General features: G+C 46.4%; 22 protein-coding genes and 1 pseudogene. 6 read left to right on the top strand and 17 right to left on the bottom strand.

Annotation, left to right across the window (positions count from 1 at the left end; translation table 11 throughout):
* Positions 1-116: 116 nt before the first annotated feature.
* The gene (locus tag MST20_RS08050) at positions 117-1,055 is read right to left on the bottom strand and encodes a sugar-binding transcriptional regulator (RefSeq protein WP_243941391.1); all 939 of its coding nucleotides are present in this window, start codon (positions 1,053-1,055) and stop codon (positions 117-119) included.
* Between the two features lie 607 nt (positions 1,056-1,662).
* Positions 1,663-2,430, bottom strand: a complete 768-nt coding sequence (locus MST20_RS21265) for a carboxymuconolactone decarboxylase family protein (protein WP_347880859.1) — start codon at positions 2,428-2,430, stop codon at positions 1,663-1,665.
* Positions 2,431-2,631: 201 nt separating this feature from the next.
* On the opposite strand from MST20_RS21265, the gene MST20_RS08035 reads away from it, so the two are divergent.
* The gene (locus MST20_RS08035; RefSeq protein WP_243941389.1) at positions 2,632-2,997 is read left to right on the top strand and encodes a MerR family transcriptional regulator; all 366 of its coding nucleotides are present in this window, start codon (positions 2,632-2,634) and stop codon (positions 2,995-2,997) included.
* A 314-nt stretch (positions 2,998-3,311) separates the two neighbouring features.
* On the opposite strand, the gene MST20_RS21260 is transcribed toward MST20_RS08035, so the two are convergent.
* Complete coding sequence (locus tag MST20_RS21260) at positions 3,312-3,512, bottom strand: ATP-binding protein (protein WP_347880858.1); 201 nt, start codon at positions 3,510-3,512, stop codon at positions 3,312-3,314.
* Positions 3,500-3,658: pseudogene (locus MST20_RS21255) on the bottom strand (DUF4275 family protein); the annotation flags it as partial. The pseudogene MST20_RS21255 and the gene MST20_RS21260, both read right to left, overlap by 13 nt.
* A gap of 284 nt (positions 3,659-3,942) precedes the next feature.
* Here MST20_RS21255 and MST20_RS08025 point away from each other — a divergent pair.
* From MST20_RS08025 to MST20_RS08005, 5 genes are read left to right on the top strand one after another with little or no spacing between them, the layout of a single operon-like run.
* Positions 3,943-5,025: a lipoprotein YdaJ gene (locus tag MST20_RS08025; RefSeq protein ID WP_243942523.1), complete on the top strand. Its 1,083-nt coding sequence runs from the start codon at positions 3,943-3,945 to the stop codon at positions 5,023-5,025.
* Positions 5,006-5,845, top strand: a complete 840-nt coding sequence (locus MST20_RS08020) for a diguanylate cyclase domain-containing protein (protein ID WP_243941385.1) — start codon at positions 5,006-5,008, stop codon at positions 5,843-5,845. Before MST20_RS08025 ends, MST20_RS08020 begins: the two co-directional genes overlap by 20 nt.
* Entirely contained in the window at positions 5,835-7,565 is a 1,731-nt protein-coding gene (locus MST20_RS08015) for a DUF2334 domain-containing protein (RefSeq protein ID WP_243941383.1), read from the top strand. The genes MST20_RS08020 and MST20_RS08015 overlap by 11 nt, the downstream gene beginning before the upstream one ends.
* Positions 7,558-8,820: a glycosyltransferase family 2 protein gene (locus tag MST20_RS08010; RefSeq protein WP_065643512.1), complete on the top strand. Its 1,263-nt coding sequence runs from the start codon at positions 7,558-7,560 to the stop codon at positions 8,818-8,820. Before MST20_RS08015 ends, MST20_RS08010 begins: the two co-directional genes overlap by 8 nt.
* Positions 8,821-8,825: 5 nt before the next feature.
* Positions 8,826-10,952: a cellulose biosynthesis cyclic di-GMP-binding regulatory protein BcsB gene (locus tag MST20_RS08005; protein WP_243942521.1), complete on the top strand. Its 2,127-nt coding sequence runs from the start codon at positions 8,826-8,828 to the stop codon at positions 10,950-10,952.
* Positions 10,953-11,182: 230 nt separating this feature from the next.
* Here MST20_RS08005 and MST20_RS08000 read toward each other — a convergent pair whose 3' ends face one another.
* From MST20_RS08000 to iolC, 13 genes are all read right to left on the bottom strand, one after another.
* Complete coding sequence (locus MST20_RS08000) at positions 11,183-12,472, bottom strand: valine--pyruvate transaminase (protein WP_243941380.1); 1,290 nt, start codon at positions 12,470-12,472, stop codon at positions 11,183-11,185.
* Entirely contained in the window at positions 12,469-13,707 is a 1,239-nt protein-coding gene (locus tag MST20_RS07995) for a DUF6421 family protein (RefSeq protein ID WP_243941378.1), read from the bottom strand. Before MST20_RS07995 ends, MST20_RS08000 begins: the two co-directional genes overlap by 4 nt.
* On the bottom strand, positions 13,704-14,270 hold the full coding sequence (locus MST20_RS07990; protein ID WP_065643509.1) for a prephenate dehydratase domain-containing protein: 567 nt from the start codon (positions 14,268-14,270) through the stop codon (positions 13,704-13,706). Before MST20_RS07990 ends, MST20_RS07995 begins: the two co-directional genes overlap by 4 nt.
* Position 14,271: 1 nt before the next feature.
* On the bottom strand, positions 14,272-15,549 hold the full coding sequence (locus MST20_RS07985; protein ID WP_243941376.1) for an ATP-grasp domain-containing protein: 1,278 nt from the start codon (positions 15,547-15,549) through the stop codon (positions 14,272-14,274).
* Positions 15,506-16,444, bottom strand: coding sequence for a DMT family transporter (locus MST20_RS07980; protein ID WP_020453537.1), 939 nt, complete (start codon positions 16,442-16,444; stop codon positions 15,506-15,508). The genes MST20_RS07985 and MST20_RS07980 overlap by 44 nt, the downstream gene beginning before the upstream one ends.
* A 207-nt stretch (positions 16,445-16,651) precedes the next feature.
* Positions 16,652-17,530 (bottom strand): class II fructose-1,6-bisphosphate aldolase, encoded by an 879-nt coding sequence (fba, locus tag MST20_RS07975; protein WP_243941374.1) that lies wholly within the window; start codon positions 17,528-17,530, stop codon positions 16,652-16,654.
* 21 nt (positions 17,531-17,551) lie between these two features.
* Entirely contained in the window at positions 17,552-18,388 is an 837-nt protein-coding gene (iolI, locus tag MST20_RS07970) for a 2-keto-myo-inositol isomerase (protein ID WP_243941372.1), read from the bottom strand.
* Positions 18,389-18,454: 66 nt separating this feature from the next.
* On the bottom strand, positions 18,455-19,321 hold the full coding sequence (locus MST20_RS07965) for a sugar phosphate isomerase/epimerase family protein (RefSeq protein WP_026589371.1): 867 nt from the start codon (positions 19,319-19,321) through the stop codon (positions 18,455-18,457).
* 23 nt (positions 19,322-19,344) lie between these two features.
* Positions 19,345-20,379, bottom strand: coding sequence for a bifunctional inositol 2-dehydrogenase/D-chiro-inositol 1-dehydrogenase (gene iolG, locus MST20_RS07960; protein WP_243941370.1), 1,035 nt, complete (start codon positions 20,377-20,379; stop codon positions 19,345-19,347).
* Positions 20,380-20,403: 24 nt separating this feature from the next.
* Positions 20,404-21,708: an MFS transporter gene (locus tag MST20_RS07955; RefSeq protein ID WP_243941369.1), complete on the bottom strand. Its 1,305-nt coding sequence runs from the start codon at positions 21,706-21,708 to the stop codon at positions 20,404-20,406.
* 12 nt (positions 21,709-21,720) lie between these two features.
* The gene (gene iolE / locus MST20_RS07950) at positions 21,721-22,623 is read right to left on the bottom strand and encodes a myo-inosose-2 dehydratase (RefSeq protein WP_075751726.1); all 903 of its coding nucleotides are present in this window, start codon (positions 22,621-22,623) and stop codon (positions 21,721-21,723) included.
* Positions 22,624-22,636: 13 nt separating this feature from the next.
* Positions 22,637-24,550, bottom strand: coding sequence for a 3D-(3,5/4)-trihydroxycyclohexane-1,2-dione acylhydrolase (decyclizing) (gene iolD / locus MST20_RS07945; protein ID WP_243941367.1), 1,914 nt, complete (start codon positions 24,548-24,550; stop codon positions 22,637-22,639).
* Positions 24,551-24,581: 31 nt separating this feature from the next.
* Entirely contained in the window at positions 24,582-25,559 is a 978-nt protein-coding gene (iolC, locus tag MST20_RS07940; protein ID WP_243942519.1) for a 5-dehydro-2-deoxygluconokinase, read from the bottom strand.
* Between the last annotated feature and the right edge of the window lie 12 nt (positions 25,560-25,571).

Genomic DNA, 25,571 nt, shown 5'->3' with positions numbered 1-25,571 from the left:
CTTCCTTTGTATAAGATAGTTTCAGCATAACCGATTTTTGAACAGATGTAAATTATCATATGAAATTTTGTTCAATAGAAAATAAAGTAAAATCCAGGCTGTTCTTCCTGGACACTTTAATCATCTAGCAGTTCTTTCGCCGTATGCTGATCAATAATCAGCACATTGGCATACTTGCCTTTTAGTGCACCATGAATAGCGGATTTTTTCCGGCTGCCGCCCGCTACGAGAATCGACCGTTCTTTTTCCCTCAAGTCAGCCAATTCAATGCCGATCGTCCGCGAGTCGATAGCATGGCTGCAAATGTTTCCCTCCGCATCAAAAAAGCGCGAACAAATATCGCCGACTCCACGTTCTTTCAGAAGGGCTTTTTCCTCTTCATGAAAATACCCCAGCCTGAACAGCAGGGCTTCATCGCGGACCGTGCCGACTGTAAATAACGCAATGTTCGCCTGTTTGCCCATTTCTATAATCCGCTTAATGTGCCTGTCCCGCTCAACCATCTGTTTGACTTCCGGATTGTCAAACACGACCGGAAGCGGCAAATACCTCGGCATCGTTTGAAAGGCTTCGGCAAACAGCTGAATCGTTTCAGACGAATAGGTGTTGACGCTGGAGTGGCTGATTCCGCCTTTCAGTTGGACGACCTCTGCGCCCTTCACTTGTTTGTGCTGCATATTTTGGGCGATTTGGTACATTGTCGTCCCCCAGCTGACGCCGACAATGTCGCCGTCCTTGACTGCGCTGTGCATGTATTCGGCCCCGAAACGGCTGAGATAATGCGTGATGGTCGTATAATCCGCAGTCGGCGAAAAGACAACATGCGCTTCAAGGAGCCCGTATTTTTCCTCAAGCATCGCACCGAGCGCATCCATATCTTCAAACGGATCCATGACGCGAATTTGGACATACCCCTTTTCCTTGGCGAACTGCAGCAGCCTTGATACCGTCGGTCTTGAAATCTGCAGCTGTTCGGCGATTTGCTGCTGGCTGTAGTCAGACTGATAGTAGAGCCTCGCAGCTTCAATGCTCAATTGCTGTTTTTCCTTGTCCATCACGTTCCTCCCCTTTAGTAACGCTTTAACCCATATTATATAGGTTTATGCTCCTTCTCATCCAGCTGAATTCCGTCCGCGCCCCTGTGTCGTCGATGAGATACAGCAGATCGTTCGTGAAAGTCTTCATGCGCTTCGTCTTCGACTTGATATGATGCAGCCACTTGGCCTGCTCGTTTATTGTATCCTCGCCATTAGGAGTAATACCAGCGTCGCTGATACCACCCGCAAACTTCTGTAAATAACTAAAAAACATCTGTTGAAAGTTCCTGAAACGGTGAGTATCGGAATAAAATTTCCAGTGAATCGTTTGAGTTTTTGACCTGTTGAAGTGCCAAGTTCCGATGTCAAAAAAAATTTGAAACATCGTTAAGTCGTTGTGGTTACGGTATTTCTGATACGTTATCCTGTGTCAGCTAGAGACTCCTTGGGTTATACCTAAGGATACATGAAAATTAAAGATGTCATTACGGTCATGAAAAATGCTTTTAGGTCCTATGAGTCGGAAGTGCTCAAAATGAATTGATCAAGTTAGTATGTAAAAAGACCGGAAAAACGCTGTGAGTGAAGTCCGGTCTTTTTATCAACTTGCCCTATCGGTGAATACCTATGTTAAAAATATCGTTTTGGCAACATTTATAGCATTCAAGACTTTAGGAAATCCCGTGTATGGGTAGCATTGCAATAATGCCTCAATCACTTCTTGTCTCGTTAGACCTACACGAATGGAGGCATTGAGATGAACGTGCAACTGTGGCTCGCATCCACCCTGAGCAGTTAAGGCTCCTAATGTGACGAGTTGGCGCTGTTTAGGGTTTAGTCCTGAGCGGCTGTAGATTTCACCAAACGCAAATTCAATGATTTGTTCAGCTAATACAGGGGCAATCTCGGCAAGTGAATCGGCAACCGCCTCACCATGTTGGCCGTCGATTTCTTGAAGTTTTGCTATGCCTCTTTCCCGTCGTTCCCCTACAGAATGTAGTAGTTCGTCCTCGATGTTTACTTCGATATTTTGTTCTGCAAAAAGTTGTTTCGCAATGTTAATGGCATTTAAAGCACGAGGAGCGCCGCAAAACGGAATACAATGGGTAGCAATTTCAATAATTTCGTACGGCATAATTCCAACTTTCAAACCGAAGTTCATGTGCCATTTGAGTTGATTTGGAGTATCACCTAACGATGTTAACGCAGAGATCACGATCATTTCTCTTTGTTGATGGGTAAGTACGGGATTATTGAAAACTTGCCCAAAAAATTCAATAATGTACCGACTTATGTGGGGAGATACATCGCTTAAAGCATGAATAACCGCTTGGATTCCTGCTTCATCAGTTTCTTGAAAAAGTTTTTTTCCATTTTCATAGTTTGAGTTCATTGCTTAATTGCCTCCAGTTCTAAGATTTTCTATTTCCCGGTACTTCTAATGTAGTTTATTATTGCTGCTCGAAGTCAAATATAAGTTTTTACAATAGAATTTGCTATTAGCTAGAGGTTACTAAAGCATTTTTCTATTTTTTTGATCCGCATTTCGTTATAGTAACTATAACGAAAGGGGACGGATCGGATGTCATTTTCAATGAAATATGTAGTTGATAGCTTACATGTGTCTGCAAATACACTCAGATTTTATGAAACGAAAGGTTTGTTAAGAAACATTTCTCGAGATTCAAATGGTCGTAGAATATATAATGATGACGATTTGAGATGGATCAACTTTATCCGATCTCTGCGATTGACAGGAATGCCCATTTCTAAAATAAAAGAATATATCGATCTTTATGAATTAGGCGATGAAACATTCCTGCAAAGAAAAGAAATGATGATGCAGCATAAATTAGAAGTGCAGAATAAAATCAATGAAAACCTAAAACATTTAGAAGTAATAAGTTATAAGGTTGCGATGTACGAACTTCAAGAAAGGAAAGACACGCAGAAAATTTAGTATACTGGACTGTAAGATAAAAGCTCGGCTGTATGCCGAGCTTTCAGATTGTTGACAAAATCCCAAAACGGCTTTTAGTTTTGGGATTTTGTCATCCTTTCAGCGTGATTGAAAACCCTTGCAGTCTAGGAAGGCCGAGCATCGGAGCGGAGCGAATGTTATAATTCGTGAGCACCGACGCGCAGGCCTGACAACGAATGCGAGGGTTTGTCGACACGCTGAAAGCTCGGCTGTATGCCGAGCTTTTCCAATGATTACACAGTTGTTTCAACATGGTTGTTTGTTACACGTTCCCCCCGCCATATGCTTTTTAGTCAGTCCAGCTGAACATAAAACGTCGTCTTCTCGTTCGGCACACTCTTCGCATAGATCTTGCCTCGGTGCTGCTCAAAGATCAATGTGGCGATCGCGAGGCCGTAGCCGCCATTCTGCCGCGAACGCGAGGGATCGGCTCGGTTGAAGCAGTTAAAGAACTTGCCCGTATGCCGGGCCCATGCGCCACTACATATGCCCATGTCATGTCTTTATCCGTTATATATGCATCTTCTGCTGCTGTCAGTTCTTCATCTTGTTCAAGCATACAGGCGTCATCCGAGTGCTGATCAAACAAAAGGCAAGCGCGCTTCAGCTGCGCCTGTCCGCCGGTAAAACACGGTTTCATCTCATAGCTGAATCAATCCCTCACCAAGATTTTTTCTGATCACTCTGGTCTCACACAGGCTATCCATTCACGTCCTCCATTCATTTCTTTTGGTATTTCTCGTGAAAATCAATACAAAAATCCTACTATTGCTGGAAAAACATTTTATTATTGGACTTACGACCTCTTTTTGGATAGTCCAAAAAGATCAAAAAAATCTAGCAATCTCCATTTTTTCATTTATAATAAATAAGTCAAAATCATTCTCAAAAAAACATCCGGGGTGATCTATTGTGAAAGCACCCATGAGGTATATATGGATTGGTGTGATCCTGTGCTTTTTATCCGTCAGTCTGGCCGTCGGTTGTATCAAAGCTGAAGATCAGCCAGATGACGACAAAAATGATGAAGCGCTGCAGCCTGCCGAACACTTCGTTTACCATCATTTAATGAGCGATCAGGGGCTGATCAAAACCAGCTTTTCTGACCAGCCTGTTTACTTGTCGGAATCGCTTGGTTTGTGGATGGCGTTTTTGATCAGCAAAAAAGACGGCGAGCATTTTCATGAGCAATATCAGCACCTGACCGAATCCTTCCTTATGAAAAACAACCTGGTCTCATGGCAAATCCAAAACGGCCAGGCAAGCGGGGTAAACGCCTTGATCGATGATCTCAGAATCATGGTGAGCCTCGATCAAGCGGCAGCTCTATGGGGAAACAGCGAGTATAAACAAACCGCTCTGAACATCGGTTCCGCATTAAAAAAATACAACATGAACAACGGGATATTGACGGACTTTTACGACTCCGCCTCTCAATCCGCATCAAAGGATATCACGCTTTCCTATATCATGCCAGATGCGCTATCCGTCTTGAAAAAAAACGGAGTGATAGATAAGGAAACTGAAAGGCGGAACGCCAACATTCTTTACCGCGCCCCTTTGAAAAACGGTTTTCTCCCGAAAGTGTACAGTACAGAAACGAAAGCATACACCTATGACCATGAAGTCAATCTCATTGATCAGCTTTACACAGCTTGGCATTTACCGCCGAAGGATCAAAAAGCCGCTGTATTAGCGGATTGGCTCAAACAGACGTTTCAAACCGGCGGCAAACTGTATGGCCGGTACTCGATCGATACAAAAAAGCCGGCGGTTCAATACGAGTCTCCATCCGTCTACGCGTTGGCGATATTATTTTTCATCAACCAAAACGAAGATCAAGCCGTCATCAAAGCGCTGTATGATCGAATGAATGATTTTGAAATTCTTGATTCGTCCGCGACGTATTATGGGGGATATATGAGCGGAAATGATACGCATTCTTTTGATAATCTGCTGCCCCTATTAGCCGAAAGGAAGCTTTTAAATGAAAATATCATTCAATGATTCGCAAAAAATGTTCGCTTATATGACGGGGCTTGCAGCAGCTCTTGCGTTGTTCATCCATTATGTCTCAGCCCCGCAGTCCGAATCCATTCTCATCATTTGCATCACACTTGCCATCATCGCAGCGGGAATATGGCTCGGATCGATTTACGCACTGTCTGGGACGATCATCGTCCTGTTTGTTCTCGGAACTTTGATGATGTTTCTTCACACAGACGCTTCGTCAGAAACGGAATTGCAAACCCTCGTCATCTGGGGAATAGCGCTTTTGCTGTTCTCCTTCATGTCAGGGAGAATCCATGACATCGCGATCGGACTCCACCGCTCTGTCAAACACCTTCAAGACGAGATCAATAGCTTCGTTGCAATTGACAGGGTGACAGGCTTTGATAATAAACAGAGGATGAAGCTGGAGCTCTCGGAAGAAATCAAGCGGGCGGAGCGGTATGGCAACTCGTTTGTTTTTTTACTGCTTCAAATGCATTATTTCAAAGAGTTCAAATCCCTGTACGGAGAAAACGAAACCGACCGTCTCTTTCAATTTGTCAGCAGTCAAATCAGATCATGTGTCCGGGAAACGGATAAAAAATTCCGTCCCGCCGAAGAGCGGTTCGGCATCCTGCTGACACACACGCCTGTTGAACATATGCCTGCCGTCCTTGAAAAACTGAAGAAACAGCTGGACACATACCAGCTGAAAAACGGCAAGTATGTCACCTTGACCTTCCACGTGTGCCACTTATCATATCAAAACGATTTAAAGACTGCTGAGCAATTTTTAGATGAACTAGAAAACGAGATGATGATGAATGAACTGTAAGCGGATATTACTTCTATACGCGGCTGTACTTATCCTGGCTGCGGCTTTTCATGTTCCGGACACCGCCGAGGCAAAGCAGCAGGAGCGCGGCATTCTCATCGTCTATTCAACATTGGATGGCAAAAAATCAGCCGATGTGAAAATGCTCGACCTTATCGCCGGACATTTTACATCCCGTGTGACCGTTGTAAATGATACGGATGTCAAAGCTGCGGATCTGGCAGGAAACGACCGCGTCATCTATTACGGACAAACGAAAAGAAAGCTGAACAAGAAGCTCGCGCAGCTGATCAGCTCTTTCCAAAAACCTGTGACAGCGATCGGCTTTAACGCCGGGCAGTTCAGCCAATTTGCAGATCTTTCGCTGAAAAGCGAAGACAATGTGTATCAGATTCGCAGCACAAATGAGGAAAACGATACCTCTTTAGAAAGCGGAATTCGTGTCCTCGAGGTATCGGGATTGAAGGGAAAAGCGTTGTACACATACAAAGCTGACGACGGAAAAGCTCACCCTTTCGTATGGAAAACCGGCAAAAGTAACGTGTACATCGGTTTAACCGATTTGCTCAACAACAACCTCCTCGCCGCTAAGCAGCTCAGACAGGCATTTGGTGAAACCCCGGACAGCACGCTGTTATATTTGCGGCTTGAGGATATCAGCCCAATGTCGGATGAAAAACTGCTGCTCCAAGCCGGGGCTTATCTTCATAAACGAAATATTCCATTTATCCTTTCTGTGATTCCGGTATATGTCAATCCTGAAACGGGCGACAAAGTCTATATGTCTGAAAAACCGAAGCTGGTCAAAGTGCTGAGGAAGCTGCAGGATATGGGCGGCAGTGTAATTGTTCACGGGTATACCCATACATACCGCTACAGCGAAACCGGTGAAGGATTCGAGTTTTGGGATGCTAAAGCCGATCAGCCGATCACATCGCAAAATGCGCAAGAGCCCGCAACACTTTTGCAAAAGGAACAAAACTTTCCAAATGAAGAAGCATATCAAAACTATTTGAAGCCGTTCAGAAAAAATGAGGAAACGTACACGCGGCAGAAGCTGACGAACGCTATTGAAGACCTCACCGCGGAAGGGCTGTATCCGCTCGCGTTTGAAGCGCCGCACTATACGATGTCAGAGCACGGCTATCAGATCGCCTCACAGTATTTCACAAGCTTGTTCGGCCAGGTTCAGCTTAGCGATACAACATGGAAAACGTCAGGCGCCGGGCCTTTTGTTACGAATCCGGCTATGCTCCATGGGATGACGCTCTATCCCGAGACCATCGGCTATGTCGATCAATCGGATCAAAATCCGCTCGGCAAAATCGAGGAACGCATCTCTCAAATGATCGGTTTTGAAGGCGGAGTAGCCGGCGCATTTTATCATCCTTACCTTGGAATGAAATATCTCCCTGAGCTGGTTGATCAAATGGAACGTATTCCGAACAGCGAATGGCTCGATATTAAAAAGACAAAGCAAACCGTTAAAACAGATAAAGTGGAAATTCACACAAGCGGAGATGGAACGATTCAAGTAAAAAGCAAAGTCAGCGCCATTGAAACGTTTTTCGATCATCACCAGCAAAGCCCGCTGGAAAAGGCGCTTTGGATTCTCTCTCTTATTGTACTCTTGTTTGTCGTCATGTTTGTGAGCTATACCCTTTACTTGAGAGCCACATTAAAAAAACGAATCTTTAAGGAGAGAAAAAACCGTGGGTAATGTTCTGTTCCTAGTCTCGTTAAGCTTAATATGGGTCATGCTTCTGTATCACATGTTTCTGATGCAGGGCGGATTCCGCCACTATATGACCTTCGAACGGAACATTCCGAAGTGGAAAGAGAACGTGAAGGATCTTCCGAAGGTCAGCGTTCTGATTCCGGCGCATAACGAAGAGGTCGTGATTCGGCAAACCCTGAAGGCGATGGTGAATCTTTATTATCCGAAGGATCTGCTAGAGATTATCGTTATCAACGACAATTCATCCGACCGGACGGGCGACATCGTAGATGAGTTTTCCAGACAATACGACTTTATTAAAATGGTCGTGACCAAACCCCCGCATGCCGGAAAGGGAAAATCGACGGCGCTCAATTGCGGTTTTGCCGAATCAAGCGGGGATGTCATTTGTGTATATGACGCCGACAACACGCCGGAAAAAATGGCGGTTTATTACCTTGTCCTCGGGCTCATGAATGATCAGAAAGCCGGAGCGGTGGTGGGAAAATTCCGCGTTATCAATGCGGCGAAAACATTGCTCACAAAATTTATTAACATCGAAACGATTTGTTTTCAATGGATGGCACAGGGCGGGAGATGGAAATGGTTCAAAATCGCCACGATTCCCGGCACCAATTTTGCCATCAGGAGAAGCATTATCGAACAGCTGGGCGGCTGGGACGATCAGGCGCTGGCCGAAGATACCGAGCTTACGATCCGGGTCTACAACCTCGGCTACCACATCCGCTTCTTCCCGGCGGCCGTCACTTGGGAACAGGAGCCGGAAACGTGGAAAGTCTGGTGGCGTCAACGGACAAGATGGGCGCGCGGCAACCAGTATGTCGTTCTGAAATTTTTGGCTCAATTTTTCAAGCTGAAGAGAAAACGGATTATTTTTGATTTGTTTTATTTCTTTTTTACGTATTTTTTGTTTTTCTTTGGCGTCATCATGTCAAATGCGCTTTTTGTGATCAATTTATTTTATAATCTGCACCTTTCATTCGGTTTTTTATCTATCATCTTATGGGTTTTGGCTTTCTTTCTATTTATGACGGAGGTCATGATTACACTGAGCATCGAAAAAACAGAAATGAACAGGCAGAACTTTTTCATCGTTTTTCTGATGTACTTTACATACTCGCAGGCTTGGATTGCGCTCGTGATTTATTCTTTATTCGTAGAAATCAAGCACCGTCTGTTCAAGCAAGAGGTTAAATGGTACAAAACAGAACGATACAATCAAAAGAAAAGCGGGTGACTTTTTTGAAGTATATCATCATATGTCTGGCAAGCCTTATGCTAATCACGGCGACGGGACAAACTGCGGCGGCCAAAGACATTACAGTAGACGGCTCGATCCTCGGGGAAAACAGCCGGGAACAAGCCAAACAGCAAGTTCTCACAAACGATCTCTTGACCTTGTACGGGGCAAAAGACAGCGCCGAGCTGACGTATCAAATTCCAGCGGGCGCCTCCTCTGCCCATCAGCAACTCACACTTGAATACGAGGCCTCAGACCTTTTAATTTCACCGTCTTCTTTAACAGCCGAGATTGATGGCGAACCGGTCAAAACGGTTAAGCTTGCAGGGAATGCCGGGAAGAAAACGCTGAAACTCGCGCTAAACAAAAGCCATTCGTCTCAAGGGTTTCACAGCTTATCACTGAAGTTTTACGGTGTGGTTCATGAAGGCGTCTGCGTCAGACAGGACTCTTCCGGGAACTGGATCAAAATTTACCCGGACAGCCGTCTGAATATCGGGGAAAAGAACGAATCTAAAGGAGTTGCGCTCGAACATTATCCTTATCCGTTCGCCCAGTCCGGCAGCTCCGTGGAAAAAACGGAAATCATCATTCCGGACCATCCAAGTTCGGCTGAAATCGAAGCTGCAGTTAAAACGGAAGCTTACCTCAAAACGGTTGACAATAGCATCAGCACGAAAATTTTGGGCGAATCTGACCTGACGAAAATCGACAGGCCGACGATTGTGATCGGCGTCCAGCATCACTGGAGCGGCAAAATGAAAAAGCTGTTGGAACAAGCGAAGCTCGACGCAAAAGAAGACAAGCTTTTGCTTGCGGAACGGATGCTCAAAGCAAAGGATAAGCAACAGCCTGTATTGTTTGCGGCTGCATCATCTGATGATGTTCTTTCTGAAAAAATCAGCGTCATCACCGACAAAACGTATGCCGCCCAGCTCAGCGGCGACACGCTGGCAATCGGCAAACTGCAGCAGCATAATAAACGGGACGGCGGCAAGCTGACACTCGAGGATTTCGGGACGGGGGATTTGACAATTGGTTCCGGACAGACATCTTCCGAGCATTTTTATTATCCAGCACCGGCGCTATTAGACAAAAATCAACCTGCAAAGCTTTCACTTACAATGAAAAAATCGGAAACGATTCAAAAGCAGGCCGATCAAAGCGAATTAGCTGCGGAACAGGCGGAGCTGAAGGTCATGATCAATGGTCAGCCTCATTCCGTCGGACTTGACGATTTAGGAAAAGAAGACAAAAACGGCTTTTACCATGTTTCTTTAAAAGTCGATCCGAAACTTTTGCAAAAAAATCGTTACATCGATATTCAATTTGTCACTTCAGGCTTGAAAGAGAACAACCCCTGCTATGCGGCGAACGATGACAAATGGATTTTTATCGACAAACAGAGTGCATTGTCTTACCATGTCAGCGACACGTCAGCTTCAGCCAACTTTCAAGAGTGGCCGCTTCCCTACGCGGGCGATCAGGACAACAAAACGCTGATGATCCTGCCCGACCACGCGGATCAGACAAAGCTTCATGAACTTTCGCTTGTGGTCGGCTCCTTCGGCAGCGAAGCCAGGCAGGCATTCACAGTAAAAACATCCTCTGAAGTCAAACCGGATGACATGAAAGGAAGAAACATCATCTTCATCGGAAGTGTCGATCAATTCTCTCTGCTGAAGGAAAAAACATCCGAATTGGCTGTTCCGACGGGGAAAAACGGGACATTTGATGTGTCATCTTTTCAAATGCTGAATGAAACGACGAAACAAATCGCGTTTACTCAAACATCGCTTTGGGATTCAAATTACTCGATGGCTGTTTTCGCGCCGTTTAAAGGGCAAGGCACAGCTGTCACAAAAGAAATGATCAACTTTTTAAACAGCAATGATTTCGCAGCAACCGTCGTTAATGAAACGGACAGCCATCAGCTGTTTACAAACCATCAACAGCTGACAGCAAAATCCGCTGAAACCAAAACGAATGATAAACAGGAAAGCAATCAGCAACATGTACTGTACATTGCCATCCTGATCGTGATCATAGCGGCAGCGGTTATTCTGATTTTGACAACGGCAAGGCGCAGAAAAAGAAAGGCCAATGCCGGCGGAAAGATTGACGAATAAAAAGGGGCTTGCTTTTAGCCCCTATCAGATTGTTGACAAAATCCCAAAACGGCTCTTAGTTTTGGGATTTTGTCATCCTTTCAGCGTGATTGAAAACCCTTGCAGTCTAGGAAGGCCGAGCATCGGAGCGGAGCGAATGTTGGAATTCGTGAGCACCGACGCGCAGGCCTGACAACGAATGCGAGGGTTTGTCGACACGCTGACAGGGGCTTGCTTTAGCCCCTGTTTTTTTATAAGTATTCAACCTGCTTCTCATATACATCCTTCACAATTTTAGCTAAAACATCGATTCCCTTTATGATATCTTCATCCGCCGCGGTTAAGCTGATTCGTATACACTGGTGTGAATGCGCTATGTACCGGGATTGATGGTGAAAGAAAGATGAGCCGGGAACGATGATGACTCCGTCGGCTTTCATATACTCATACAGCGCCGCATCAGTCACCGGCAAGTCTTCAAACCAGAGCCATCCGAAAAGCGCCCCTTCCCCTTGGTGCAAATACCATTTGATGTCTTCAGGCATCTTGCATAAAAGGGTTTCCTTGAGCAGCTTGAATTTATTGCGGTAATACGGCCTGACTTCATTTAGCGACACGTCGGCGAGGCGCCCGTCATTCAATACAGATGCCGCCATATACTGCCCCAGCCTTGAAGAATGGATCGCCGCATTCGACTGAAAAGCTTCCATTGCCTGAATATACCTGGACGGCCCGATGGCGATTCCGATCCTTTCGCCAGGCAAGCCTGCTTTTGAAAGGCTCATACAGTGGATAATCTGATCGTTGAAAATCGGTTCCATGTCGATAAAATGAATCGCGGGAAAAGGCGGAGCATATGCGGAATCAATGAACAGCGGAACATTCGCTTCTCGGCAGGCGTCAGAAATGAATGCTACATGTTCGCCAGGCAAGATGTTTCCGCAAGGATTGTTCGGCCGTGAAAGCAAGACAGCGCCAATGCACGGATCGGTCCGCATCCTCTCTAAAAACGCCTCGCGGTCGAGCTCATATCGAAACGTATGATCATCCAATACCGAAATGAGCGGAGGAATCCCCTCAATCATCTCCCGCTCCAATGCCGCTCCGCTGTATCCCGAATAGTCGGGAAGCATCGGTATCAAGGCTTTTCTCATCACAGACCCGCTTCCCATTCCGCAAAACGAATTAATCGCCAGAAAAAACAGCTGCTGGCTTCCGGCTGTAATCAGCACATTCTCTTTTCGAATGTCGGCGCGATACCGCTCTGAAAAGAAGCGGACAACACTTTCAATCAGTTCATCGGTCCCATAGCTCGATCCGTATTGGCCGATTACCGATGAAAACCTGTCATCGTCAAGCAGATTGGCAAGAGCCGACTTCCACATGGCTGACACGCCGGGCAAAATCATTGGATTGCCCGCACTTAAATTAATGTATGACCGCTCTCCGCCGGCCAGGACTTCCTGAATATCGTTCATCACAGCCCTGACCCCTGTCTTCTCATTCATTTTTTCTCCGATTTTGCTTAATTCCAGCTTCACGCTTCTAGTCTCTCCCGCTCAAACCGAAGACGGGCGGTTTCGATTTTCTTATTGATCTCGTCAATGAAATATTGTTCCGGGACGCTGAATCGCTCGCCTTCCCGTCCGGGAGGCAGGTATTGTCTGACATAGCGTTCCGCCGCCTCTTTGTACGCCGAGTCATCCTCGATCTCTTCCAGCTGTTCGATTTCAGCCACAAGCTTTTTTAAATCGTCCATGCATCGGGAAAGGTCAAGCGACACGGGTTTCTCTTCTCCTTTTTGAATGGAACGGCCGTTTTCAATGATCCAGCTGAACAGAAAATAGCCTGTCCCGGAATCAAAATTCTGCGTTGCATTATGCTGGCTCGGATAGCGCAGCAGCCGTTCATACAAAACAAATTCGATAATTTCCTCCCAGCCGTCATATTGCCGCTCCCACAAGGTGAGGATCGCTTGGCAATCGACCTTGACTTCTTCTAAAATGCCTGCGAAAAAATTCATTTTCGCCTGAATATGCAGATGAAAAGGTTTTTTTCCGCAATGATGAAAATAGTCATGAAGGTAGCCCCACAGCACCCTTGCTTCATATGTGCGGTCGGGGGAAAGCTGAGCCGACTTGAAAGGCGCATGTTCAAAAATGGCCCTCGCTCTTTTCAGCGTGTCCTCATGGTAAATGTGATAAAACTTATTAAAATAGAAAATCGCAAATGTCTGTGATGTAATCTTCTCTTTTGTTTTCACATTTTCCGGGAAGAATACGATGCATTTTTCTTCCGTGAACCCCTTTGTTCCGGCGAGAAGCTTGAGCGATTGACAGCCGTTTTCAGGATGGGGCAGCTCCTCTTCTATCGGCCTCATCATCGCAGGTTCTTCACGAACGGCCAAAAAGGCTTCAAAATAACAGCCTTTCGCATGTGGCCCATTCGGCGTCACGATCGGCGCCGCGAAAAAGGTCGTTTCCTGATCATTCGGAGCCCGGTAAGCCGTCAATAACCGGTCAAAATACGGCGTCTCTCCTAATCCGCGTCCGATCCAGTCCAAGACGTCCTGTTTAAACGCCTCTTTTGCAGCCGTTAGGTGAACCGCTTCATAAATGGTCCCTGCGTCTTCTATCAATTGCAGCAGAAGCTGTTCCGCCCTTTCGTGATGCTCTGTAATCTGTCCTTTATCATTTTGGTACGTCTGCAATTCATGAATGTTCGGTACAATCTGCTCGTTGACCAAGTTTACAATGTCCCCTATCAATGTCGTCATCGGCTTCCTCCTTCGATTGATTTAAGCCCGTGGATCGTAAAACACATCGGCACTTCCCCAAAATCTTGAATGACTTTCAAACCGTGTTCATCAGCTGCTTTAATCGTCGTGATACAGCCGTCAGCCGCGTTTGAAGCACAGGCCAGGGCCGCTTGTGCATTGCTGGTGACAAATTGGACTTGGCTGCTGAACAGCTTCGCCAGATGGGCGGGAGCGGGGTGTGAAGCGACGGTTTGAATGTCTGATGCCATCGTGTGCTGTTTTGCGGCAAAAACCATGTTGTATGTCGGCATCACAAAACTGTCTATGATCTTTAAATCAGCAAGATTCTCAAATACAATTTGATGCAAAAACGGGTAAACGGCGCAGCCTAAAAGGACTGAATTTTCTGTCGATTTAACATGAGGCAGCGCTTCTTCCAGCGTTTCATAAAGCCTGACTTCCCCGCGGACCCCTTTGTTTTTTAGCCAAAGCAGGCCGGCTTTTTCGCAGTTCGTGCCTTTGGGACCGAGCGTATGGACAATCATCACGGCTTGCTCTTCCTGCACTTTAGTCGAGATCATCTTAACCTCCTATTGTACCCGTCAAATTATTTTGATATATGATATGAAGCTCATCATCCAGTTCCCGGTAGAAAGCTGCGCATTCTTCATATGAATGATGGCTTGTTAATATAAAACCGGGATAACCGGAAAAATGCGGGTACGGCAGAATTTCCACGCCTTTTCTAATAAATTGAAACACCCGCTTTACCTCCGGCCTCTGTTTGACTTCTTCCAGTCCGTCAATTTTTTCAAAAGTGCCGGAGCCCTGTACAGGAATGATATAATTGCCGGCCGTCTTTACAGGCCGGATCTCTTCTTTAAACTCGCTGCTCTCCAGCGGCTTTATTGCGTTTTGCAAGACAAGCTGCATAAAGTTGATGCCCGTGCTCTCTTTGACGATGTAATGGGAAACCCCTGAACCGCCGATTCTGGCGCCCACCTCGATAACATAAGGTGTTCCGTCCTTGTCCAGCCTCAGCTCTGTATGAGCCGGCCCCTGATGAATGCCCAGCGCTGAGACGGCGCCTGTCACTTCCTTGACAATCGCAAGGCGCGTCTCTTCCTTCAATTGAGCCGGAGCAATATAGACGCCTTCTTCAAAAAACGGACCTTTGCTGTTCCCTTTGTATCCAATCGAAAGAACATGTACGTTTCCTTGGATCGACAGCGTTTCAATCACAAATTCCGGCCCATCGATAAATTGCTCGGCTACGATGCCCGTTTTGCCGTGTACGAATCGATTAAGGTCCCTCTCGTTGACGGCCTCGACTTTCCGGACGGCCTCCTCAAGCTCCTTCCGATCATCAACACGGACGACGCCCTGGCTTGAAAAGCCGTTGACCGGCTTGACGACTAATGGATAAGTCAGTTTCCTGTCTTCGAGGTCAGCGAGCGTATGGAACTCGTGGAAAACCGGCGTATTCAGGCCGTTTTGCTGAAGGATGCTGCGGGTTTTATTTTTATTGCGGCAGTTTTCCATTGTTGTGAAAGGAAGCCCCGGCAGACTCAAAGCTTCAGCGGCTTTTGCCGTGAAAGGCAATGCCGGCTCAAACAGTGTCATAACGCCGTCAAACGGAAATTCGACAAATGTCTGTTTGACGATTTCCAGCGCCGCTTCCTCATCTTCAAATAACGGCAGCGGCACACAGCGTTCCACAGCCGGAAGATTCCCCGGGAAATCTTCGGCTGAATTGTAAAAGAACGTGACCTTCAATCCTAAACGCTCAGCTTCTTCAAAAATAAATGGCAAGTGCTTATTTTGACAAATGATGGCCAAGTTTTTGTTTCGTATCGTCAATTTTCGCGATCCTCTCTTCTTTTTTTAAGTTGATGAACATCACACCGAATATGACAAACAGCGTTCCTAAATAAATATTCGCATTCAGTTTTTCATCCAGAAACAGAAATCCGATATAAAGCGCAATGACAGGGGAGATAAACAAGTGGGAAGTCGCTTTTGAGATGTGCCATTTTTTAAGCAGATAAATGTTGATCCAAAAACCCAATATCGAGCCGACAACCGCTAGATAAAGCAGCGCATAAAGGCTCACGCCGGAAAACGTTCTTGTCCCGCTTTCAAAGATGAGGCTGCTGATGAGCAATACCGCTCCGCCGCTCAGCATTGAAAGGGAGTTAAAGCTTAAGATTGGAAGCGAACGAATTCTTTGCTGTACTTTGATTTGAATAAAAGCCGAGCCAAACATCGCACACAAAATCACAATCATGGCGACGATTTCAATAACATCGACTTTGATCAACAGCTGATTGCCAAACACGATTGTAATGCCGAGCAAAGCAAGGCATATCCCCCATTTTTGCAATTTCGTCGCCGGTGTCCCCTTAACGAGGCGGTTGATCATCAGGGCAAAGACTGAAATGCTTGCCGCTAATATAGACACCAACCCGCTCGGCAAATAAAGAGAGGCCCAATAAACAGATCCGAACGGAACGGAAAAATACATGATGCCGTTCAAAAACGACAGCACCAGCAATTCCTTTGACAGCACAAACTGCCTCCGTATCAAAAGAAACGCCGCGATCAAAATGCTTGCGATCATAAATCTCATGCCGGCAGACCAAAATGGAAGGCTGTCACTCAACCCGGCTTTTTGAAAAGCCCATGTCGTTCCGCCGATCAAACATAATACGATAAATAAAATATGAACCCGATACTTTAAAACGTTTGTCCGCATAGCATTCACCTGATTTTGTTATTGTCTTGCTGTCATTTATTTTCAGAAAATAAAATCTTTTCTGATCAAAATGGATTATGAGGGAAATTATAACTATTATATCAATTACAGTCAATCATTCTTTTGAACCTTTAGAATATCTTTACAAATACTGCGCACAAAAAAACACTCACTTCGATAAGTGAGTGGAGGCGATATTGGTCTAGATTATATTTCTATCTTTTGGGTGCATACCGCTTTTCCGGATGACCCGAATTCTCTCATTTTATGTTTGACCGTTTCTTTGACTGCGTTGATCCCTGGCGTCATATAGGCGCGGGGTTCATATAAATCGGGATTGTCTTTAAACATGCTGCGCGTTTTCTCGGTCCAGGCCACCATGCATTCGGTATTAATGTTGATTTTCGCATGGCCCAGACGGATCGTTTTAGCGATTTGATCAGCCGGGATGCCCGAAGCCCCATGAAGAACAAGCGGAATGTCCGTTACCCGTGAGATTTTTTCCATTTCTTTAAATCCTAAATTAGGCTCGCCTTGATATTTTCCATGAACAGAGCCGAGCGCGGCTGCCAAAGCATCGATACCGGTTTCTTTGACAATGCGTTCGCATTCACCGATGTCGGCATACTGCACCCCGCCGATGAGCCCGTCTTCCATGCCCCCTACGGTGCCAACCTCTGCTTCAACCGAAACATTGCGAATTCTGGCGTATGACACGACCTCTTTTGTCATGGCGATATTTTCATCAATTGGTGAATGCGAGCCGTCGATCATGACTGAGCTAAAACCGGCGTCTATCGCTTGCTTGCAGCGCTCCGGATTTTTGCCATGGTCAAGGTGAAGCACGACGGGAACGGAGATCGACATTTCCTCCATCAAAGCCGCAACCATTGCGGAAACCGTCTTAAATCCGCCCAAATAATCGATGAGCCGGTCTGAGGCGGCTGCGATGACAGGTGACCGTTCTTCTTCCGCTGCCTGTAGAATCGCTTTTGTCCATTGAAGGCCGTTAATATTAAATTGACCGATTGCATAATGTTGTTCCTTTGCTTCTTGAAGAAGTTCTTTCATGGAAACGAAAGCCACGTTCACCCCTCCTATCCCGTATTAAATCTTGAAGTATTTTGAAACAACTTCAACTGTTGTTTCTTTGGCCGTTCGAATCGTTTCTTCCGCGCTCAGCTTATAGTATTCAGGTCTGAACAATTCAACTGATACGACATCCGAAAAACCGATGTCTTTCAAAGTTGATAAGTGGGCATCCAAGTCGATGGCCCCCTGTCCCGGCCAAACACGGTCTTCATCTCTTAAAAAGCCGATTGGAAAGTCTTCCGTATCATCGATATGATAGATGAAAATCTTCTTGCCGTCCGCCTTTTTCAAATCCTCAATATCCGAACCCATTGCATGGAAGTGGAAGCTGTCAAAAACAAGGCCGACATTATCGCGGTTCACGGTCATGACGATGTCATAGGCCTGGCTGAACGTATTGACTGTGCACTCCGGATGACCGACAAACTCGACAGCGATCTTTACACCGTACGGCTCCGCGATGCCTGACAGCTCTGTCAGCACTTCGACGGAGCTTGCTTTAATATCTTCTTTTAAGATTTTTTGTTCGGTGACAAGCGGTACCGCGACCACATATTTCACACCAAGCGTTTTGCATGTTTCCATCATGCCTTTAAATTCTTCGATGATTTCACGATGGCCTTTTTCATCGCGGTTGTTGAAAAAAACAAGGGCATTCAAGGCCAGCGGCTTAATATGATGCGTTTGAAAATACTCGGCTAACTCTGAGAGAGAATGTTCTTTTACATACTCAGGCAGCTTATCCATCGTCCGGATTTCGATATAGTCGTATCCGTGCTTCTCACAGTATTCGAGGTCTTTTGCTAGGTTTGAATTTTCCAACGTCGTTGCTTCATTAAAGCATAGCTTCATATTAGATTCTCCTTATCTAAATATCCTTGTGAAGAGCGAGTTCGGCAGGGCGCCGAACTCAGGGGCTTATCCTAGTAATTCCTGTTTCAGCTTTTCAAGCATGAATCTGCTTGATTCATCCGCTCTTTCGTCAACCCAGGCAAACACGGCGTTCGTCGCAATTCCGTCGAACTTCATTTCTCTCAACTTTCTGAAAATCGTATCAAAATCGACCTCGCCTTGGCCAATGTCCAAATGCTGGTGAACCGTTACTTTCGCGTCAGGCGGATTGACGATGTAGCGAAGGCCATGAGCCGCTTTATGATTATAAGTATCTGCGAATAAAACATGTGTGAGGCGGTCGCCGGCTTCGTCAAACATGGTCTCGATGTCGCCTTTTCCGTCGTCATAGAAGAACGTGTGCGCAGTCGAGTAGACAAGATTGATCCAGTCCTTGTCAAGCGCTCGGATCATATCCATCGCACCTTTGTGTGTTTCGATAAAATCGTATGGATGGGCTTGAAGATTGAGTTTAATGCCTTCTTTTTCAAAGACTGGCAAAAGCTCATCCATGGATTTGATAAATTTTTCTTCACTTGTTAAAGGATCGTATTTTGAACCGCTGAATTCGCTGTTCATCAAATCGACTTCTAGCTCAACCGCAATTTCGATTGCCCTTTTCCAATTGCGCACAGCTGCCTGACGGCGATCTTCATCAGGACCGGCCCAGTGGTAAAGCGGAAGGAGCGATGAAAGCTTAACACCGGTATCTCTTAAAAGCCGCTTTAATTGTTTGATTTTAGCTGAATCGACTTTCGGATATTTATAGAATGGACAAAAATCTTCGCGCGGCGATAGTTCGATATATTCGTAGCCAAGCTCCGCCGTTTTATAGACCGTTTCCTCCAAAGTTAAATCATCGCGATACATCGATGGATCCAATGCTAATTTCATACTTATCACTCCTCGGAAAGTTTTTATTTTTGAACAGTCGTAAACGTTTGATAGAATTCCGGTTTCTCTTGAAGCGCCACAGGTTCTTTCTGTCCGGATTCCTGAGCTTTCACACAGGCGTCCGTCGTCACGGCGGCGATATAGCCGTCCCATGCAGTCGGCCCGCTGACCTCGCCTTTCTGTTGGATCGAGTCAATGAAATCTTGGATTTCTACATCGTAAGCGGCTACAAAGCGGCGCTGCCAATCCATAAGGATATCCGTCGAGAATTTGCCGGCTTTTCTGAGAGAGATGCTTGATGGTTCAGGCAGCTTCACGATTCCGTCTTCGCCGACGATTTCACACTGGATATCGTAGCCGTATTTGCAGTTGACATAGATTTCCGCATTGATCACGACTCCACCTTTCGTTTCGATGATGACGATTTGCGGATCACGCAAATGAGGAAGCGCGTTTTTCGATTTTTTCGGATAAATGACCTGAACGGATTCGTAGTCGTCATTGATCAGCCAGTGCAGGGCGTCTATTTCATGGACAAGCGTATCGACAACAGCCATATCTGTCGTATAGTTGTCGCCTACAACCGGGTTGCGGTGCGCACAATGGATCATGAGAGGCTCGCCGATGACCCGGTTGTCGATCGCTTCTTTCAGCTGTACGTAACCGCTGTCATAACGGCGCATAAAGCCGACTTGAACGAGACGTTTGCCCGCTTTGATTTCTTCATTGACGATCCGCATGCATCCTTCCGCAGTCGTCGCCAGAGGCTTTTCGCAAAATACGAATTTGTTCGCTTTAATCGCTTTCAAAACGCTTGATTCATGTGCCGGTCCCCAGCTTGTGACTAAGACTGCGTCTACATTTTCGGCTGCGATGAGACTGTCGTCATCCGGATAGACCTTGGCGTTCAGGCTGTAGTCTGTTACAACTTGCTGAGCTGCCTCCTGGTTTACATCGGTGACCGCGACAATTTCGCCGCCGGCCAATTTATTCGTGATGCGGTTGATGTGCTCTTTTCCGATTGCTCCTGTACCAATAACACCAATGCGTAATTTCATTGATAGCCACTCCTTCAAAAATAGTTACATAATTTTTCTTGTTTGCACTTGCCCAGCTTGAGCCGGAGGAGTCCCGTACAGCTCTTCCTGAATTTCTTCAAGCGACTTACCGGATGTATTCGGTGCAAAAACGAGCCCGATGATCATGCTGGCCGTTACACATCCAAGGAGAATCGCAGCCATAAATGCAATTCCAAAATTCGAGATGATCATTGGAACGAAAAGGCTCCAGGCTCCGATTGAAATACGAACGAGGAAGAACATCAATCCTTGTGCAGACGCGCGATATTCCGTCGGGAAAATTTCACTCGCCCATAACTGATAGTTGGCCTGTTGCCCGGCCCCATTATTCATGCCGATCATCACGATAAAGAGGATGAGGATCGGCATGCCTTCTGCCGGAAGCAGAAACAATGACCAGCCGATCACCGCTGCAAATGCGGAGATCCCAAACACTGTCTTCCTGTATTTGTCTGCAAACGGCATGAAGATAAAAGCGACGCCAAGCCCGGTGAAAATAAACAGCCCCATCTGCAAAATGTTTGCCATGGTCGCTGACACACCGCCGACCTGCTGATAAATGTAAGGCATGAAAAACCCCATGACACCTGCGGCCAGATTCCAAATTAAGTACACGCCCATTAAAAATAAAATGCTTTTCAAATACTTAGGCTGAAGCAAATCGAGATAAGACGTCTTCGGCTTTCTGACGGCTTGAGCCGATTCGGATTGATCCTGCCAGGCATCGGATTCCGGCAGTCTTTTCCGCAGAACATAGGTGATCAATGCGATAACGAGCAAATGCCCAAACACGATTTTATTGCCCAATAAGCCTAAATCACCGAGCAGGACCGACAGCAGCAGGACCACAACCGCTCCCGCAGCCCATGCGACCTGTGCAACACCGCAATGACGGGCCCTGTTTTTCTTAGGTGCGTTCTCCGCGATGATCGTCCAGGAAGCTGTGATATCAGCTCCTACCGATAAACCGATAATCATGTAACCGCTTAACAAAAAGGGGAAGCTGGTGCCGAACAATACTAAACAAATCCCCAGTGCATAAACCAGCATACTGTTCGTATAGACAGCCTTTCGGCCAATTTTATCGGCCAAAAAGCCTCCGAGCAGCGCTCCGATTGCCGCTGAGATGGCGTTGGCGCTAAACGCGCCGAGCAGTCCGATCTGTGTATCAGAAAGCTTCAGGTAACTGACCCATAAAGATAATCCTGCCGATCCTGCGACAATGGAGCCTGCATCAATGTAATTTGCCAAAGCTGCTGCGACGGTTCGTTTATTGAATGGTGAGACTGCTGCACTTCCATTGCTCAATTTAGAGCCCCCCTAATTGGTTGCTGGGACATTCAACAAGTGACGATCGATGTACTTTCTGGCGATCAATGCGTATTCAAGCGGGTTGGCAACATCGGGATCCTGCTCGGCTTCCACAACGATCCAGCCGGAATAGCCGTGCTTTAGAAGCGTTTGATAGACTTCTCTAAAATCGATGCAGCCGTCGCCTGGAACTGTGAACATCCCTTGCAAAAACGCCTGTTGAAACGATTTTCCTTCCTGCTTGCATTTCTCCATGATCTTGAGGCGCGCGTCTTTAAAATGAACGTGCCCAATCCGGTCCATATGCTTCTCTAAAATGTTCATATAATTTCCATCTGAAATGTAGGCATGCCCAGTATCATACAGAAGGTGCACGAGTGCCGGGTCAGTTCCGGCCATGAGCCGGTCCACCTCTTCCTCTGTCTGCACACCTGTGCCGAGGTGATGATGGTAGACAAGCTTCAGGCCGTACCGGCCGGCGATTTCCCCGAGGTGATTTAAACCTGCAAATAGCCGCTGCCATTCTTCATCGGTGAAATAAGGCTTTTCTTTAAACACGTTTTTATCCAAGCCCTGCACGCTGTACGTCTGTTCTGATACGACCGCAACATCGGCATGGACGTCTTTCAAGTACTGGCAGTGAGCCGCAAATTCCTTGGCTGCTTCTTCAATGCCGTCCCGAATGATATAGCTGCTGAACCACTTGCCGGCAATCCTTAGGTTCCTCAGCTCGAGCTCTTTATTGAGAATGGCCGGTTCCGGAAAAAAGCCGCCCACTTCCGTGCCTTGAAAGCCTGCAACAACAATGTCGCTCAACAAATGCTGAAGTGTATTTCCCGCGCCGATTTCCGGAATATCATCGTTCCGCCATCCTATGGGAGCGATGCCCCATAGAATTTGTGTCTTGCCCATCCTGGTGCCTCCTTTAATACTGCTTTGCAGATTTCAGCATTTTTTCTTTTGCTTCATACGCCTTTTGCACGCTTTCCTGTTCGGAAACCTCTGCAACACCTACATGCCACCAGCTGTCATAGCCGTCCGTCATCGTCTTCGGCAACACCTTCATTTCGATCAATGTTGAGACATCTTGTTTTTTGGCATCTTCCAGCGCTGCTTTTAATTCTTCAATCGTGTTCGCTTTGTAGGTTTTCGCTCCATAGCCTTCGGCAACTTTCGCGTAGTCAACGTTGAGAATCTGATTGTCTGCTGTTCGGAATTCACAGTAGTAGCTGCCGCTTCCGTGATCCATTTGCAGGTTGTTGATACAGCCGAATCCTGAGTTGTCAAAGAGCAGTACGTTGATTTTTTTATGATATTGGATTGCTGTGATGAGCTCTGAGTGAAGCATCAGGAAGCTTCCGTCTCCGACCAGTGAATAAACTTCTCTATCAGGATGAGCCAATTTCAAGCCGAGCGTTCCCGATACTTCATATCCCATGCAGGAATAGCCGTATTCCAGGTGGTACGTATTCGGTACGTTTGAATGCCACAGCCGTTGGAGATCTCCCGGCAAAGAGCCTGCTGAACAAATGACGACGCTGTCCGGATCAACTGTTTCATTGATGGCGAGCAATGCCGTTGTTTGCGGGAGCTCGGTTTGCAGCACATCCGCGTATTCGTTGAGTATGTCTTGAGAAAAATGATCTTTAATTTCAGGTGTGAAGTTTTCGCGCTTAAATGTTACCTTGCTCAAACGGTCACGCTCAGCAAGCCACTCGTCTTTCAGCTCCCTGATGATCGAACCGAATTCGCTCTTATAGCCTTCCAATAAACCGTGCAGCTTGCCAAGCGTTACTTTTGCATCGGCAACGACTTGGAAAGCATCCAGTTTATATGCCTGCATTCTGTTGACATTGATGTTTAAAAACTTTGAGTTGTCAAAGTCAAAAGCGGTTTTTGATGATGTCGCAAAATCGGTATAGCGCGTGCCGATTCCGATGATCAGGTCAGCCTCTCGAGCCGCTTTGTTTGCCGCCAGCGTACCTGTGATGCCCATTCCGCCCAAGTTGTTAGCAAAATCAGCTTCAACTGTGGATTTCCCGGCCTGGGTTTCCACCAGCGGAATATTGTAAGCTTCAGACATGGCGATCAATTCATCGCGCGCTCCGGAATATTTCGCTCCGCCGCCGACCAAGATGAGCGGTTTTTTGCTCGACTTGATCAGTTCCGCTGCTCCCTTCAGTTCACGCTCACTCGGCTCTTTGCGGTCAATATAGTGAACGCGTTTCTCAAAAAAGCTTTCATCGAAATCATAGGCTTCGCCTTCAACATCTTGAGAAATGCAAATCGTTGCAGGACCTGCTTTTGCAGGATCTGTCATCACTTCAAAAGCGCGAATCAGACTGCTCATCAACTGTTCAGGGCGCGTAATCCTGTCCCAATATCTCGAAACAGGCTTCAAAGCATCGTTCGTCGTAATCGCCGCACTGTATTCCTGTTCTACTTGCTGAAGAACAGGGTCAGGCTGTCTCGTTGCAAATGTATCAGCTGGAATCAAGAGAACCGGAATGTTGTTCGCAAGCGCCGTACCTGCGGCGGCCACAAGATTAGCTGCTCCCGGTCCGACTGATGTCGACACGGCATAGATCTTCCTTCTCAGCATTTGCTTGCTGTAAGCCATTGCTGCATGCGCCATTCCCTGCTCATTCTTGCCTTGAAACACCTTTAAATGACCCGCATCCTGTTCAAGCGCCTGACCGATGCCAACGACGTTCCCATGGCCGAAAATCGTAAAGATTCCCTCGACAAACGGTGTTTCTTCACCATCTACATGGATGTACTGCTGATTTAAGAATTTAATTAACGCTTGTGCTGTGGTTAAACGTATTTTCTTGCCCACAAACGATCCCACCTTTATTCATATTCTTCATTTAAGCCTGAGCCGCGATAAGCGCTTCAATCTCGGCGACTGTCGGCATCGCTTCAGATGAACTGTGCTTGGAAACAACAATGGATGCGGAAGCACTTCCGTATTTCAGCGCCGTTTCAATATCTTTGCCTGAAACGAGTCCGTAGAGGAAGGCGGAAGCGTATGAATCGCCCGCTCCAAACGTTTTCAAGACCTTCGTTTTGTATGCTTTCGCCCGGAAGACGTCCCCGGATTTGCTGTATGCATATGAACCTTCGACACCGTGCTTGATAACGATAAGATCTGCGGAATGTGCAAACAAATGCTGAACAGATTCTTCATTGCTGCCGCCGCTCTTATTTTCCATTACATCAAACTCATCACGCGTTCCGATGACAATGTCCGATTGTTCGGCAACAAGCGTATAGTAAACGGACGTTTCCTCCGCAGATGTCCACGTATATGGACGATAGTCAAGCTCAAAGACCACTTTCACTTGATGCTTTTTCGCCAGCTGCACGGCTTTCAGCACCGCTTCGCGGGAAGGGCTTTTAGCCAGCGCCGTACCTGACACAAGAAGCATCTTTGATTTCGCGATATAGTCTTCGTTCACTTCAGAAGGGGCAAGGTAAAGATCTGCAACATCATCCCTGTACATTAAAATACTGCATTCTTCAGGGCTTAAAATCTCTGTGAAAGCAAGCCCCGTTTTATGTCCGTCTTTATCGACGGCCATTTGTGACGTATCGACACCCGTATTTCTCATATAGGTTTCGATGAATCTGCCGTGCTGGTCATCCGGAATCTTGCCGATAAAGCCGGTCTTCAATCCTAATTTGGAACTGCCGATTGCAATATTAGCCGGGGAGCCGCCGACATATTTTGAAAATGTCATCGTCTGCTCCATCGGTCTGTTGTATTCGACTGCGTTTAAATCGATGCATGCGCGGCCGATCGCTACAATGTCAAATTCTTTCTTTTCATTAAACATATACTTCATCTTCAACAGCCT

It is taken from the genome of Bacillus sp. B19-2 (genome assembly GCF_022832475.1).
In the GTDB taxonomy this organism is placed as follows: domain Bacteria; phylum Bacillota; class Bacilli; order Bacillales; family Bacillaceae; genus Bacillus; species Bacillus paralicheniformis.
Note: the sequence above shows the minus strand (reverse complement) of the source record. Positions and strands in the feature narration are given on the sequence as shown.